The 12,735-nt window shown below is 64.2% G+C and carries 12 protein-coding genes; 5 read left to right on the top strand and 7 right to left on the bottom strand.

The annotated features are described in order from the left end of the window. The 4 genes from GVL61_RS00565 to GVL61_RS00550 all read left to right on the top strand — a co-directional run bounded on the left by GVL61_RS00565 (position 1) and on the right by GVL61_RS00550 (position 3,942). Positions 1 to 303, top strand: coding sequence for an Hpt domain-containing protein (locus GVL61_RS00565; protein WP_159975777.1), 303 nt, complete (start codon positions 1 to 3; stop codon positions 301 to 303). Between the two features lie 89 nt (positions 304 to 392). Continuing rightward, positions 393 to 1,574 carry a hypothetical protein gene (locus tag GVL61_RS00560; protein WP_235037474.1) on the top strand — a complete coding sequence of 394 codons (1,182 nt, stop codon included), beginning with the start codon at positions 393 to 395 and terminating at the stop codon, positions 1,572 to 1,574. A gap of 35 nt (positions 1,575 to 1,609) precedes the next feature. Then, complete coding sequence (locus GVL61_RS00555) at positions 1,610 to 2,566, top strand: hypothetical protein (protein WP_159975775.1); 957 nt, start codon at positions 1,610 to 1,612, stop codon at positions 2,564 to 2,566. Beyond that, positions 2,566 to 3,942 carry a sensor histidine kinase KdpD gene (locus GVL61_RS00550; RefSeq protein ID WP_159976598.1) on the top strand — a complete coding sequence of 459 codons (1,377 nt, stop codon included), beginning with the start codon at positions 2,566 to 2,568 and terminating at the stop codon, positions 3,940 to 3,942. Before GVL61_RS00555 ends, GVL61_RS00550 begins: the two co-directional genes overlap by 1 nt. Before the next feature lie 40 nt (positions 3,943 to 3,982). Here GVL61_RS00550 and GVL61_RS00545 read toward each other — a convergent pair whose 3' ends face one another. The 3 genes from GVL61_RS00545 to gltX all read right to left on the bottom strand — a co-directional run bounded on the left by GVL61_RS00545 (position 3,983) and on the right by gltX (position 7,076). Further along, positions 3,983 to 4,183 (bottom strand): hypothetical protein, encoded by a 201-nt coding sequence (locus GVL61_RS00545; RefSeq protein ID WP_159975773.1) that lies wholly within the window; start codon positions 4,181 to 4,183, stop codon positions 3,983 to 3,985. 148 nt (positions 4,184 to 4,331) lie between these two features. Continuing rightward, entirely contained in the window at positions 4,332 to 5,615 is a 1,284-nt protein-coding gene (locus tag GVL61_RS00540) for a citrate synthase (protein ID WP_159975771.1), read from the bottom strand. Positions 5,616 to 5,636: 21 nt separating this feature from the next. Next, complete coding sequence (gltX, locus tag GVL61_RS00535; RefSeq protein WP_159975769.1) at positions 5,637 to 7,076, bottom strand: glutamate--tRNA ligase; 1,440 nt, start codon at positions 7,074 to 7,076, stop codon at positions 5,637 to 5,639. 29 nt (positions 7,077 to 7,105) lie between these two features. On the opposite strand from gltX, the gene GVL61_RS00530 reads away from it, so the two are divergent. Beyond that, positions 7,106 to 9,322, top strand: a complete 2,217-nt coding sequence (locus GVL61_RS00530; RefSeq protein WP_159975767.1) for a ComEC/Rec2 family competence protein — start codon at positions 7,106 to 7,108, stop codon at positions 9,320 to 9,322. Positions 9,323 to 9,378: 56 nt separating this feature from the next. Here the strand turns inward: GVL61_RS00530 and lexA are convergent, their stop codons facing one another. The 4 genes from lexA to trpC all read right to left on the bottom strand — a co-directional run bounded on the left by lexA (position 9,379) and on the right by trpC (position 12,728). Continuing rightward, positions 9,379 to 10,071: a transcriptional repressor LexA gene (lexA, locus tag GVL61_RS00525; protein ID WP_159975765.1), complete on the bottom strand. Its 693-nt coding sequence runs from the start codon at positions 10,069 to 10,071 to the stop codon at positions 9,379 to 9,381. Positions 10,072 to 10,183: 112 nt separating this feature from the next. After that, entirely contained in the window at positions 10,184 to 11,404 is a 1,221-nt protein-coding gene (locus tag GVL61_RS00520) for a molybdopterin molybdotransferase MoeA (protein WP_159975763.1), read from the bottom strand. After that, on the bottom strand, positions 11,401 to 11,886 hold the full coding sequence (moaC, locus tag GVL61_RS00515; RefSeq protein ID WP_159975761.1) for a cyclic pyranopterin monophosphate synthase MoaC: 486 nt from the start codon (positions 11,884 to 11,886) through the stop codon (positions 11,401 to 11,403). Before moaC ends, GVL61_RS00520 begins: the two co-directional genes overlap by 4 nt. 50 nt (positions 11,887 to 11,936) lie before the next feature. Then, positions 11,937 to 12,728, bottom strand: coding sequence for an indole-3-glycerol phosphate synthase TrpC (trpC, locus tag GVL61_RS00510; RefSeq protein ID WP_159975759.1), 792 nt, complete (start codon positions 12,726 to 12,728; stop codon positions 11,937 to 11,939). Between the last annotated feature and the right edge of the window lie 7 nt (positions 12,729 to 12,735).

The following is a 12,735-nucleotide window of genomic DNA, read 5'->3' as shown; positions in this document are numbered from 1 at the left end:
ATGGCTTATGAAGCAGGTGCCCTTGAAGCAACTCTCGCCGCTGCGGCAGGCGGCGATCCCGTGCTTATGGCGGAGCTTCGCGGAGCCTTCGTCGAAAGCGTGATGCGGCAGGTGGATCTGCTCGAACGTTCGCGTTGCGACGGCAACTGGGTAGTTGCGGCGATGCGCTTGAAGGGCCTCGCGGCGAGCTTTCATTCGTCTCGGCTTCTGGCGCTGGCCGACAACGCCCTCGACGCTGCGCCCGGTGAGCCGACCGTGATCCGGCGGCTCAAGGCCTATCTCGGCGAGTTTTCCCTCGGCTGATTGTCCGGTTCCGCTTGGCACCCGCCTCCCGCTTGCCTACATCGGGACGTGGGTGCTGGAGTTCTTACTTGCGAATAGCATTGCTGGCCATGACGGAGCCTGCCGGAGCAGGGCAGCCGTACCCGCGCGCGTTCCTGCGTGTCGCGGGGGCAAGTGTTGCGCAGCACCAGCTTGGCATGGCGCTGGCTCTGGAATGTCAGCGCGTCATCTGCATGGCGCGCGCCGTCTCGCCCGAACTGATCGCGCTTCAGCATGACGCCGAGCATGCCGGACTGCAGTTCACCATCGCCATCGGGCCTGGCCAGCTTGCCGGGCTGGTGACGGCGAGCGACGAACTCATCGTTATTTCCGAAGGACTTTTCGCCGATTCCGCCCAAGCCGTAGCCTTGCTCGAAGGCCGTGCGCCGGTCGTGCTGGTGCAGCCGGTAGAGGGCGCACTTGTCGCCGGGTTCGAGAGGATCGACATCAACCGCGCGAGCGCCGGGCTCATGCGGTTGCCGGGCCAGATGCTCGAGCGGCTGCACGAATTGCCGGCCGACTGCGACGTGATCTCGGCTCTTACGCGCATTGCGCTGCAAACCGGGGTCGCCATGCGCGAGGTTTCGGCTACGGCGCGCGCCGGTTCGGGCTGGCGCATGATTCGCAGCGAGGCAGAAGCCTATGCGCTGGAAGACGAATGGCTGCGCTCCCGCTTCGGCGAGGGAAGCACCAGTTCGCCGGGCCGCGCGGTGGCGCGCTTCGGGGTGCTCAGTTTCGGCACGTCGCTGCTCCATGCCGGCAATGCCAGCAATGCGGTGTCGGTGGCGGTTCTGGTCTGCGTCGCCATTGCGGCGGGACTGGGGTGGTTCGGCCTGGTTTGGGGCGGGTTCGTTTTTGCCGCGATCGCGTGGCTGCTGGTCGAGGCGAGCCGTCTGCTGCGCGCAGCTGAGCGGCATGCCTTGGGCCAGCCTTCCCCGGCGATCCCGCGGGCGGACGCGCTGGTGTGGTTGGTCGACGCTGTTTTTGCCGCGCTGATCCTGCTCGGCACGCCCCTTTTTCCGGGAGAGCCGGTGCTGGCCTGGCTGTGTATACCGGCGATCTTGATGATGCTGCTCGTACTGTCGCCGCGGATTACCGGCGGCCCGTTTGTCGGGTGGATTGCCGACCGGGCCTTGCTGGGGATGATCCTGGCCGTGGCCTCGGGCTTCGGACAAGTGCTGCTGGTCGTGAGGCTGCTTTCTGCAGGCCTGGTGCTTGCAGCGTTGCTGCTGCCACCTCGGCGGCACAGCTAACTTCGATTTAACCAAATGCCGGTTATACAGGTCAGATGATCGATCAGGCGGCTCCTCCGGCAACCAGCGAAAGCGTCGAGGCCGCGCTGCGCGCCGAATTGGCGCGGGGCGACGCCATGGCGGGAACGGCAGCTCCAATCCTGCGGCACCTCGTGGCGGCGCGCGAGGTCCCTGTCTTCAGCGAAGAGATGCTGGCGCGGATCCGCGCCATGCTCGCCAGTCTCGCAGGTGAACTGCTCGACGCACTGGTCAGAGCCGATGGCCGCCGCGCGCATTCGTCTGCCGAGGTCGAAGTGCTGGGCGGCGCGCTGCTCGACAATCCGGCGCTGCTTGCCCATCTGCATGCGCTGGCGCAGGAATGGCAGCTTACCGAACTGCTGCAGGCGCGTCTCGCGCTCGATCCAGTGGCCTCGCCGCTGCTGCGGAGCCTGATTTACGGATCTGACGGGGCGCCCAAGGAACTGGCCATGGCCTTCCTCGCAGCGCAGGCCCGCTGGTGCCAGGCGCAGCGGCGGATGGAGTTGCCGCTGGGCGAACTGCCCGCCGACCTGCTGAACGTGGCGCTCTACACTTTGCGCACGCTGGCCGGTATCGAACCGGCGCTGGCCGAGCGCGCGAACGTCGTCGAGGCGGAGATCCGCGAGTCCTATGACGAAAATGCCACGCGCATCGGCCTCGCCGCAAGGCTTGTGACGAGCCTTGGCGACGGTGTTCAGGCGGCGCTGAGGGTCGACAATGCCGGCGCGGCGTTGTTCCTGACCGCGCTCGCGCTGGGCTCGCGCCAGGAGCGTGACGCCGCCGTACATTCCACCCACGAGACCCAGATGGCGCGCCTCGCGCTCGGACTGCGGGCTTCGGGGCTCGGAGCGGTCGCGGTGGAGGAGCAGTTCCTCACGCTTCACCCCGAAGTGACCTTGCCTGCGGGCTTCGAGCGGCTAGACGCGGAGCGGGCGGCCACGCTCCTTTCGTCGCCTATGGGATACCGCTCTTGATGTTCGATGACGGCACCATCCTGGCCCTGGCTACAAGCGATGCCGAAGACCGGTTGCTCAGCGCTGATGAGCCGCTGTCCGGCCTGCAGGCACGCTGCGGCGGAGAGTTGCCAGGCACGATCGCAGTGCCCGAATTGCTCGAACTGGTGCGCAAGGTTCGCCTGTCCCGCTTTCGCCTTGCCCGCGCGATCAATGCGCAGGACGGCAGCGATGCGGTCAGCGCATGGGTTGAAGTCGAACCTGCGCAGGACGGTCAGGGCTGCACGATCCGCGTGCGCACCTGGCAGACCGCGCAGATACTGCCGGAGGACGGCGAAATTGCCCAGCAGCGCCGCGCCGTGACCGACCGTCATATCGCCGAACTATCCGCCTACCTCGATGCGGGCCAGCGTCTGCTTGCGGTAACGACCGATTCCGGGGAACTGGGCGAAGTCGCCGCAGCCATGGCGGGTGGCATCGGACAGGTCTGGACCGATTTCCTCGCGCCCGAAAATGTCACCCACCAGCAACCCCTCCATTGGCGGCTGCTTGACGGTACGCGGGTGATTGTGGCGGGCTCGCAGCGGTCCTGGCGGGTTTCGCTGATCCCGCACATGACGCCTGGCTTCGATCCCGCAGGCTTCGAATTGCTGCTCTTGTCCGATGAGCCTGCCCCCGAGCCGCTCGTTCTAGCTGAGCCGAGTCCCAAAGCGCCGCGCCCCAGCCTCGTCGGGCAGGATCTGGCGCCGGTGCTCAAGCAGCCGATTTCGCGCATCATCGCCAATGCCGAGACGATCCGCACGCGTCTCGCCGGTCCTTTGCCGGATGCCTATGCCGAATATGCGGGCGAAATCGCCAGTGCGGGTACGCTGCTGCTCGGCCTGCTGGAAGATATGGCAGATCTCGAAGTGGTCGAATCGGACAGTTTCACGACCAGCCCCGATCCCATCGATTTGTCCGAAGTGGCCCGTCAGGCTGCCGGTATCCTGGGTGTACGGGCGCGCGAGAAGAACATATTCCTCGACGTTCCTCCGCCCGAATGGACACTGCCCGCTCTGGCGGAGTTCCGCCGCGTCCTGCAGGTGCTGCTAAACCTGATCGGCAATGCCATCCGCTATTCGCCTGAGAATTCGCGCATAGTCATCCAGCTGGAGCACGCCGGCGACCGCGCCCGCATAGCCGTAGCCGATCAGGGGCCGGGCTTGAGCGACGAGGATCAGCCGCGCGTCTTCGACAAGTTCGAGCGCCTTGGTCGCAGCGGCGATGGCGGGTCCGGTCTTGGGCTTTACATCTCGCGGAGCCTGGCGCGGGCAATGGGCGGCGATCTGACTGTGCAAAGTATGCCGGGATACGGCGCGCGCTTCATCCTCGAAGTCCCGGCCGATCCTGACGCCTGACTAAGGCCGACGATGAGGCGTGACCCGTCTCAGAGACCTCCTAGCAGCCGCGCCGGGCCAGCCAGACCACGATTCCGCCGACCACTGCCAGCACCGCGCCGCGCACGGCCCATGCCTTGTCTGCCAGCATGAAGCTGTCGGCCGGCCACAGCACCAGCCCGGTCCCTTGTCCGACGAAGAGCAGTCCTGCCGCGATGGCGAACAGGCCCAGGATCATCGCCATGATTCTAATGAACAGCATTGTCGTCGCGCCCCGTAATTTGCCCAAGGGTGATCTCAGGATGCGGCGGGATTGTGGCGCAGATCGCCTCTGAGCGCCAGTCGCAACAAAAAAGGCCCCCGCTTTCGCGAGGGCCTTCTTCGGGTACCGCGACTGCTCGCGGATTTCTTTAACGCTGGCCGATAGCCACGTAGTCGCGCTTCGTCGGGCCCGTGTAGAGCTGACGCGGACGACCGATCTTCTGGCCTGGATCGGAGATCATTTCGTTCCACTGCGCGACCCAGCCCACGGTGCGGGCGAGAGCGAAGAGAACGGTGAACATCGTGGTCGGGAAGCCGATAGCCGACAGGATGATGCCCGAGTAGAAGTCGACGTTCGGGAAGAGCTTCTTCTCGATGAAGTACGGGTCGCTAAGCGCCAGTTCTTCAAGGCGCAGGGCGGTCTCGAAGAGCGGGTCGGTAACCTTGAGCGCATCGAACACCTCACGCAGGGTCGACTGCATGACGGTCGCGCGGGGATCGTAGTTCTTGTAGACGCGGTGACCGAAGCCCATCAGACGGAACGGATCGTTCTTGTCCTTGGCGCGCTCGATGTAGTGCGGGATGCGATCGGGCGTGCCGATTTCCTTGAGCATGTTGAGTGCGGCTTCGTTCGCGCCGCCATGCGCAGGGCCCCACAGGCAGGCGATGCCGGCCGCGATGCATGCGAACGGGTTCGCGCCCGACGAACCGGCGAGGCGCACGGTCGAGGTCGAGGCGTTCTGCTCGTGGTCGGCGTGGAGGATGAAGATACGGTCCATCGCCTTTTCGATGGCGGGGATCACTTCATACTCTTCCGCAGGCACGCCGAAGGTCATGCGCAGGAAGTTGCCGGTGTAGCTCAGCTTGTTGTCAGGATAGACGAACGGCTGGCCGACCGAATACTTGTAGGCCATCGCAGCGATCGTCGGCATCTTCGCGATCAGGCGGTGCGAACTGATCTTGCGATGCTCGGGGTCCGCGATGTCGGTCGAATCGTGGTAGAACGCCGAAAGTGCGCCGACTACGCCGCACATGATCGCCATCGGGTGCGCATCGCGACGGAAGCCGCGATAGAACGTCGCCAACTGCTCGTGCAGCATGGTGTGGCGCGTAATGGTGTTTTCGAACGTGGTGAGTTCGCTTGCGCTCGGCAGTTCGCCGTTGAGCAGAAGGTAGCTCGTTTCCATGAACGAGGAGTTCTCGGCCAGCTGGCCGATCGGGTAGCCGCGGTGCAGAAGCACGCCCTCGTCACCGTCGATGTAGGTCAGCGCCGACTCGCAGCTCGCGGTCGAAGTGAAGCCGGGATCGAACGTGAACTTGCCAGTCTGGGCATAGAGCTTGCGAATGTCGACGACATCCGGGCCAACGCTGCCCTTAAGGATCGGATATTCGAAGTCCGCGCCACCAGCGCTCAGTTTAGCCTGATCACCCACCAGTTATATCTCCTTATGAGGTTACCCGACTGGAACGTCCGCCTGCGCACCGATGCGTGCGAGGCTCTCTTCCCGTCCGAGTAATACCAGTACGTCGAAAATCCCTGGCGAGGTCGTCTGACCTGTCAGGGCCGCCCGCAAGGGTTGTGCGAGCTTGCCGAGTCCCAGTCCCAGTTCTTCGGCCATTGCCTTCAGGTTTGCTTCCAGTTCCTCCAATGTCCAGTCGGTGAGACCGGACAGGCGCTCGCAGATCACGCCAAGGCGGCCACGCGCCTCGTCGGACAGGAGGCCAAGCGCCTTTTCGCTCATTGCGAGCGGACGCTTGGCAAACAGGAAGGCAGAGCCTTCTGCAAGTTCGTTAAGGTCCTTTGCGCGGACCTTGAGAACGGGCATGGCGCGCGCAAGCAGCTCGAGGTCCGCGTCGGCGGTCCCTTCAAGGCGCGGCAGCACCAATGCAGCGAGACGATCGTCGTCGGCCTCGCGCAAATAGTGCCCGTTGAGATTTTGAACCTTGGCGAGATCGAAGCGCGAAGGCGACTTGCCCACGTCGACCATGTCGAACCACTGGACGGCCTGGTCGCGCGCGATGATCTCGTCGTCGCCGTGGCCCCAGCCAAGGCGCAGCAGATAATTGAACAGGGCCTCGGGCAGGATGCCCAGGTCGTCCCGGTAGGAATCCACGCCGAGGGCGCCGTGACGCTTGGAAAGCTTGGCCCCGTCGGCACCGTGGATCAGCGGTACGTGGCCATAAACCGGCACGTCCCAATTCATCGCGTGGATGACGAGAAGTTGGCGGAAGGCGTTGTTGAGGTGGTCGTCGCCGCGCAGGACGTGGGTTACGCCCATGTCGTTGTCGTCGACCACTACCGCCAGCATGTAAGTCGGCGTGCCGTCGCTGCGCAGGATGACGTAGTCGTCGATTTCGACGTTCTGGACGGTAACGGACCCTTGGACGAGATCCTCGATCGTCGTCTCACCCTCACGCGGGGCTTTCATGCGTACTACATAGGATTTGTCGGCAGGCCAGGTCGCGGGATCGGCGTCGCGCCATTCGCTGTCGAGGCGGAATGGGCGGCGTTCTTCCTGCGCCTTCTGGCGGCGCTCGGTGAGTTCCTCCGGCGTCAGATAGCAGCGATAGGCATGGCCGCTGTCCAGCATCTGCGCAGCGACTTGCGCGTGGCGGTCAGAGCGCGCGAACTGGAATACCGCAGGTTCGTCGCCTTCGAGGCCAAGCCAGGTCAGACCGTCGAAAATTGCCTCGATAGCCGGTTCGGTCGAACGGGCCCGGTCGGTGTCCTCGATGCGCAGCAAATACTTGCCACCATGATGACGCGCGAAAAGCCAATTAAACAGAGCCGTACGAGCACCGCCGATATGCAGGAAACCCGTGGGCGAGGGGGCAAAGCGCGTGACGACGGCTTTCGTGCCCGCCGTTCCGCTCGTTGCACTGCCGCTTGCCATCAATACCACCTTACTGTCCTAATGCAGCCATGGGGACCCAAGCTGCACCTCTCGAAAATTCGCCTCCGGCTCACCGGGGAGCCGCTGCATTGCAGCATCGGCCATGGAACAGCGAGAGCGACTTGTCGAGGGGTTTGCCCGCTCTCGAACGATTTCTTTCAGAGGCCGGATTCGATCGTGGGCCATGGCTCACGGTAGCCTTTGGAACAGGCATAATAGCGTGGTTTGGGCTGCCTTCACAGGGGTGGTGGCTGGGCCTTTGCGGACTGCTCAGCGCACTCGCAGTTGCAAGCTTTGCACCTTGGCCGGGGCGTCAGGCCTATCCGCATGTTCTGAGGGCCGTTTTGGTTTTGCCGCTGCTGGTCGCGGGTGGATGCCTAGCGGTTTGGACGCGTTCGGAGATAGTCGGCGAATTGCCTTTGGCACGGCCGATCGCGGGCACGTTCACGGCAAAGGTGCTGGATATCCAGCCACAGCCGGCGCTCGAACGCGACCGTCTGATTCTGGCGATGCGTGAGCCGGGCAGCGGGCGGGCGATTAAAGTGCGAGTTAATGTGCCGGGCGCGGGCATCGTCTCCCGCGTCAATGTTGGCGATGTCGTGAGGATCACAGGCCGTTTCATGCCGCCTGCGCCGCCGATGCTACCGGGCGCCTACAACTTTGCACGGACGGCATGGTTTTCTGGGCTGGCCGGGAGCGGCACGGTTACTGGCGATGTGCAGGTGGTCGAGCGGGGAGAGCCGGGCGGGGGGTGGCTGTCGGGTTTGCGCCGCAAACTGTCTGCCCACATCCGCGCGCGTATCGGAGACGACGGGGCGGGTATCGCCGGGGCATTGGTGACCGGCGATCGGGGCGGCATCGCAGAGGCCGACGATCAGGCCATGCGCGACTCCGGTTTGGCGCATTTGCTCTCCGTCAGCGGCCTTCACGTCAGCGCGGTGGTCGGTGCGGTCTATGTCCTGTTCGTGAGGGGCCTGGCGCTGATCCCCTGGTTGGCGCTTCGCGTGAGGTTGCCGGTCGTGGCAGCAGCCGCGGGTGCGCTGGGGGGAGTGGTCTATACGTTGATCTCGGGGTCGGAAGTGCCGACCGTCCGTTCGTGCATCGGCGCATTGCTGGTGCTGGGGGCACTTGTGCTGGGGCGAGAGGGGCTGTCACTGAGGATGCTGGCCGTCGCCGCATTCTGCGTCCTTCTGCTATGGCCGGAGGCAGTGACCGGACCTAGCTTCCAGATGAGTTTTAGTGCGGTCCTCGCACTGGTGGCATTAAGTACGGCGGGACCGATACGGCGGTTCGTCGCGCCGCGCGACGAGTCGTTGGCGATGCGGATGATGCGTCATGTCGCGATGCTGTTGTTGACCGGGCTCGTGATCGACCTCGTGCTGATGCCTATCGGGCTCTTTCATTTCCACCGTGCCGGCATTTATGGAGCGCTGGCCAACGTGCTCGCCATTCCGCTGACGACTTTCATCGTCATGCCTCTGCTGGGCGGGGCTCTGTTGCTCGACATCATTGGCGCCGGGGGGCCGCTCTGGTGGCTTGCAGATGTGGCTATCGAGTGGCTGATGGGAATTGCGCACTGGTTTGCTTCCCGCCCAGGCTCGGTCACGATCCTGCCGGCGGGCGGGACGGGGGCGTTTCTTGTTTTTGTTGCGGGAGGCATTTGGCTCGGGTTGTGGACTGGGCGGATCCGCTGGCTGGGCCTGCCGTTCGCCCTGCTGGGTGCCGGCCTGCTGGCCGCGGCGACACCGCCGGACATCCTCGTTTCAAGCGACGGACGCCATGTCGGGCTGGTCGAGGCTGGCGGCGCGCGTCTGTTCGTTCTTCGAGCAGGCGGCAAAGGAGGCTATGCACATGAGAATCTAATGGAGTTGGCCGGCATGGAGGGCGAACCGGTGGCGCTGGATCGCTGGCCGGGTGCGCGCTGCAATCGCGATTTCTGCGCCATCATGATAGAGCGCGATGGCGCAAAGTGGCGGATCCTCGTCTCGCGAGGCAGAGATGCTGTGCCCGAAAGAGCCTTGGCTGCGGCCTGCGATCGCAGCGACATCGTCATCGCCGATCGCTGGCTTCCGCGCAGTTGCCGTCCCCGCTGGTTCAAGGCGGACCGTAACATGTTGCAGCGTACCGGCGGACTGGCCGTGCACCTTTCGTCAGCGCAGGTGGATACGGTTGCGGACAGCCAGGGGGAACACGGCTGGTGGCGCCCGGCGAAAGCCGATGGCGGCAAAAATTTTCCGCCGCCGTAATCAGCATTCCATCGTCCGATCTGCCCTCGCTCGGCGAAGGCAGTCAGACGTAGCCCTCAGTGATACCTGCGCAGAAGGCCGGCGAGCTTGCCTTGCACCTCAATTTCGTCGGGGCCGTAAATCTGGGGCTCGTAGGCAGCATTGGCGGGGTCGAGGCGGACCATCCCGTTCTCGCGGCGCAGGTACTTGAGCGTCGCTTCCTCGCCACGGACCAGCGCGACGACGATCTCGCCGTCGCGGCAGGTGTTGGTGCGCTTCACCAGCGCGAAATCACCGTCGAGAATACCGGCATCGACCATCGAGTCTCCCGAAACCTCGAGAGCATAGTGTTCTCCCGATCCGAGAAGAGCGGCAGGCACCGCAAGCGACGACTGGCCTTCGAGTGCCTCGATAGGAACACCGGCGGCAATGCGCCCGTGAAGCGGGATTTCGATGACGTCGTTCGCTGGTTCTGGTGCGCGCTGCGGTGCGCGAATGGGGGCGGGATCGTCATTGCTGTTAGCGGGGGCAGGGCGCTGGGGCTTGGTTCCCGCATCATCAGGCTGCCGCAGAACTTCCAGCGCGCGGGCACGGTTAGGCAGGCGGCGGATGAAGCCACGTTCCTCAAGTGCCGAAATCAACCGGTGAACGCCCGATTTCGACTTGAGATCGAGCGCTTCCTTCATTTCCTCGAAGCTGGGGGAGATGCCGCTCTCCTCAAGCCGAGCCTGAATGAACCGGAGCAATTCGTGCTGCTTGCGCGTCAACATTGTCGCTGCCTCTTCGTTGCGGCCGGGCGAAGCCAGTCCCGGCCGGGAATGTTCTTCTCGTGAACATTGAGAGAACAATTAAGCAACGAATTTCACCGCGTCAAGCGAAGCCTCACGCAATACCGCCATTCTGGAGCAGGAATACGCGCACCGGATCGCCAGTCTGGGCGGCAGGCGCAAAGCTGGGGCGGTCGATGAGGACGTTGCTCGCCGCCAGTGAGGTGAGCGCACCGCTGTCCTGGTTCGTTTGTGGCACGACTTTTTCGCCATCCCAACTGCCGCGCAGGAATTCACGGCGAGCGCCGTTCGCCCGCACCGGTGCGGCGAGGTGTGTGGCGATTTGCATTGGCGCAGCTTGGCTTGCGCCGAGCATACGGCGCAGGAGAGGTAGCAGGAAATGGTAGGCGGTTACGAAGCTCGACACCGGATTGCCGGGCAGGCCAAGGATGATTTGCTTTCTCCCGTTCCGTTCGCGGGTGGCAACGAGGATCGGTTTGCCGGGCTTGATCGCCACGCGCCAGAAATCGATGGTCGCGCCCCAGGCTTCAAGTGCGGGGAGCACGAGATCGTGGTCACCCACGGAGGCGCCGCCGCTGGTGACAATGACATCCGTGTCGGCAGCGGATTCAAACGCTGCGGTGAGCGCTTCGAGTGTGTCGGCAACTGGGCCGATGCGGTTCGCTTCGATCGGGAGCGAGCAGGCCAGTGCTACGAGCATGGCACCGTTGCTGGCCGGGATCTGGTGCGGCTCGCAGCATTCCGGATCGGCAGCGAGTTCGTCGCCGCTGTCGATCACGGCGAGGCGCGGCAGGCGGCGGACGGGCAGGTGCTTGTGTCCGGAGGCGATGGCGAGTGCCGCCTGCGCCGGTCCGATGCGGATGCCGGCGGGCATGACTTCGCTACCATCGAAAAAGTCCATACCGCAGTGACGGATGTGTTTGTCGGTAGGTTCGGGCGGCTCGCCGGTTAATGTGATGTCATTGGCCTGGCGGGCTAGGTCTTCCTGGAGGAACACGGCTTCGGCACCCGCCGGGAGGATCGCGCCGGTCGAGATGCGCACGGCCTCACCGGTGGTTACCGTGCCGGGATAGGGATGCCCAGCGGCGCTTTCGCCTATTACGCGCCAGGGGCCGGAAAGGTCGCCTGCGGTTACCGCATAGCCGTCCATCGCCGAAAGATCGGTGGCGGGTTGGGTGCGGCGGGCGTGGAGCGGCTGCGCAAGATAGCGGCCGAGCGAGCCTTCCACATCGACGTGTTCTACAGGAAGCGGATGCGCGAGCGCCAGAAGGCGCGCCTGTGCTTCTTCCAGCGGGATCGGCGGGGGCATGCTCATGGCCGCCAACCCTTGGCAACCCAGTGCCCGGACTTGCCGCCGCGCTTTTCGACGAGCTTGATGTCGCCGATGACCATACCCTTGTCGAGCGCCTTGGCCATGTCATATATTGTTAGGAGTGCGATAGAAGTGGCTGTTATCGCTTCCATTTCAATGCCGGTCTTGCCGGTAAGCGAGGCTGTGGCCGTGGCGCGGATGGCGTCTTCCTCGAAGACGAAATCAACGTTGACGGCGTCGATCATCAGGGGGTGGCACATAGGAATGAGGTCGGATGTGCGCTTGGCGGCCATGATGCCGGCAATGCGGGCAGTGCCCAGCACATCGCCCTTTGGCGCGTCGCCAGCGCGGATCGCAGCTAGCGCCTGCGCGGTCATCGTGATGCGGCCTGAGGCGACCGCGAGGCGCTGCGTTACCGCCTTGGCGCCGACATCCACCATCCGCGCGGTTCCGTCCGGATCGATGTGGGTGAGGGACTTGCTCATGTCAGCTTCCAGTCATCGCACACCGCACCCTGGCGGCTCAGGTTCGGATATCAGGCGCCCGTGAGCAGCATGCGCGTTGCGGCTTCAATGTCGGCTTTGCGCATCAGGCTTTCGCCGACGAGGAACGTGCGCGCGCCGCAAGGTGCGAGACGGAGGAGGTCGGCGTGGGTGTTGATCCCGCTTTCGCTGACCAGCAGCGCGCCTTCGGGTGCGAGCGGGGCGAGGCGCTCGGTCGTCGCAATGTCAGTCGCGAAGCGCTTGAGGTCACGATTGTTGATACCAATCAGCCTCGATTTCAAGGCACTTGCACGCTCCATCTCAAGTTCATTGTGAACTTCGACGAGGCAATCCATGCCGCGTTCCAGAGCTGCGGCCTCGATCTCCGCCATGAGCGTATCGTCCAGCGCGGCAACAATGATAAGGATCGCGTCGGCGCCGATCGCGCGGGCTTCGGCGACCTGCCAGGGATCGACCATGAAATCCTTGCGGATGACGGGCAGCGTGCAGGCGGCGCGGGCGTCGATCAGGTAATCTTCGTGGCCCTGGAAATATGGCGCGTCGGTGAGGATCGAAAGGCAGGCGGCGCCTCCTTTCTCGTAAGCCTGGGCATGCTCCGCCGGACGGAAGTCAGGGCGGATGAGGCCTTTGGAAGGGCTGGCTTTTTTGATTTCGGCGATCAGCGCGAAGCCGTTTTCTGCCTTGGCGCGAAGGGCGGCTTCGAAGCCGCGCGGTGCGCTTTGGTAAGCGGCCTGGGCATCGAGGTCGGCAATCGTGGTTGCACGCTTGCGGGCTGCGACTTCGTCGCGCTTGGTGTCGCAGATTTCAGTGAGCTTGTCAGTCATGCTTGTG

It is taken from the genome of Novosphingobium sp. 18050 (assembly GCF_902706195.1).
Taxonomy (GTDB): domain Bacteria; phylum Pseudomonadota; class Alphaproteobacteria; order Sphingomonadales; family Sphingomonadaceae; genus Novosphingobium.
This window is presented reverse-complemented; position numbering and strand designations above follow the sequence as displayed.

Excerpts from the sequence above, each read along its gene's own strand:
- GVL61_RS00565 (WP_159975777.1), top strand. The coding sequence starts at position 1 with ATGGCTTATGAAGCAGGTGCCCTTGAAGCAACTCTCGCCGCTGCGGCA.
- GVL61_RS00560 (WP_235037474.1), top strand. The coding sequence starts at position 393 with ATGACGGAGCCTGCCGGAGCAGGGCAGCCGTACCCGCGCGCGTTCCTG.
- GVL61_RS00555 (WP_159975775.1), top strand. The coding sequence starts at position 1,610 with ATGATCGATCAGGCGGCTCCTCCGGCAACCAGCGAAAGCGTCGAGGCC.
- GVL61_RS00550 (WP_159976598.1), top strand. The coding sequence starts at position 2,566 with ATGTTCGATGACGGCACCATCCTGGCCCTGGCTACAAGCGATGCCGAA.
- GVL61_RS00545 (WP_159975773.1), bottom strand. The coding sequence starts at position 4,183 with ATGCTGTTCATTAGAATCATGGCGATGATCCTGGGCCTGTTCGCCATC.
- gltX (WP_159975769.1), bottom strand. The coding sequence starts at position 7,076 with ATGGCAAGCGGCAGTGCAACGAGCGGAACGGCGGGCACGAAAGCCGTC.
- GVL61_RS00530 (WP_159975767.1), top strand. The coding sequence starts at position 7,106 with ATGGGGACCCAAGCTGCACCTCTCGAAAATTCGCCTCCGGCTCACCGG.
- lexA (WP_159975765.1), bottom strand. The coding sequence starts at position 10,071 with ATGTTGACGCGCAAGCAGCACGAATTGCTCCGGTTCATTCAGGCTCGG.
- GVL61_RS00520 (WP_159975763.1), bottom strand. The coding sequence starts at position 11,404 with ATGAGCATGCCCCCGCCGATCCCGCTGGAAGAAGCACAGGCGCGCCTT.
- moaC (WP_159975761.1), bottom strand. The coding sequence starts at position 11,886 with ATGAGCAAGTCCCTCACCCACATCGATCCGGACGGAACCGCGCGGATG.
- trpC (WP_159975759.1), bottom strand. The coding sequence starts at position 12,728 with ATGACTGACAAGCTCACTGAAATCTGCGACACCAAGCGCGACGAAGTC.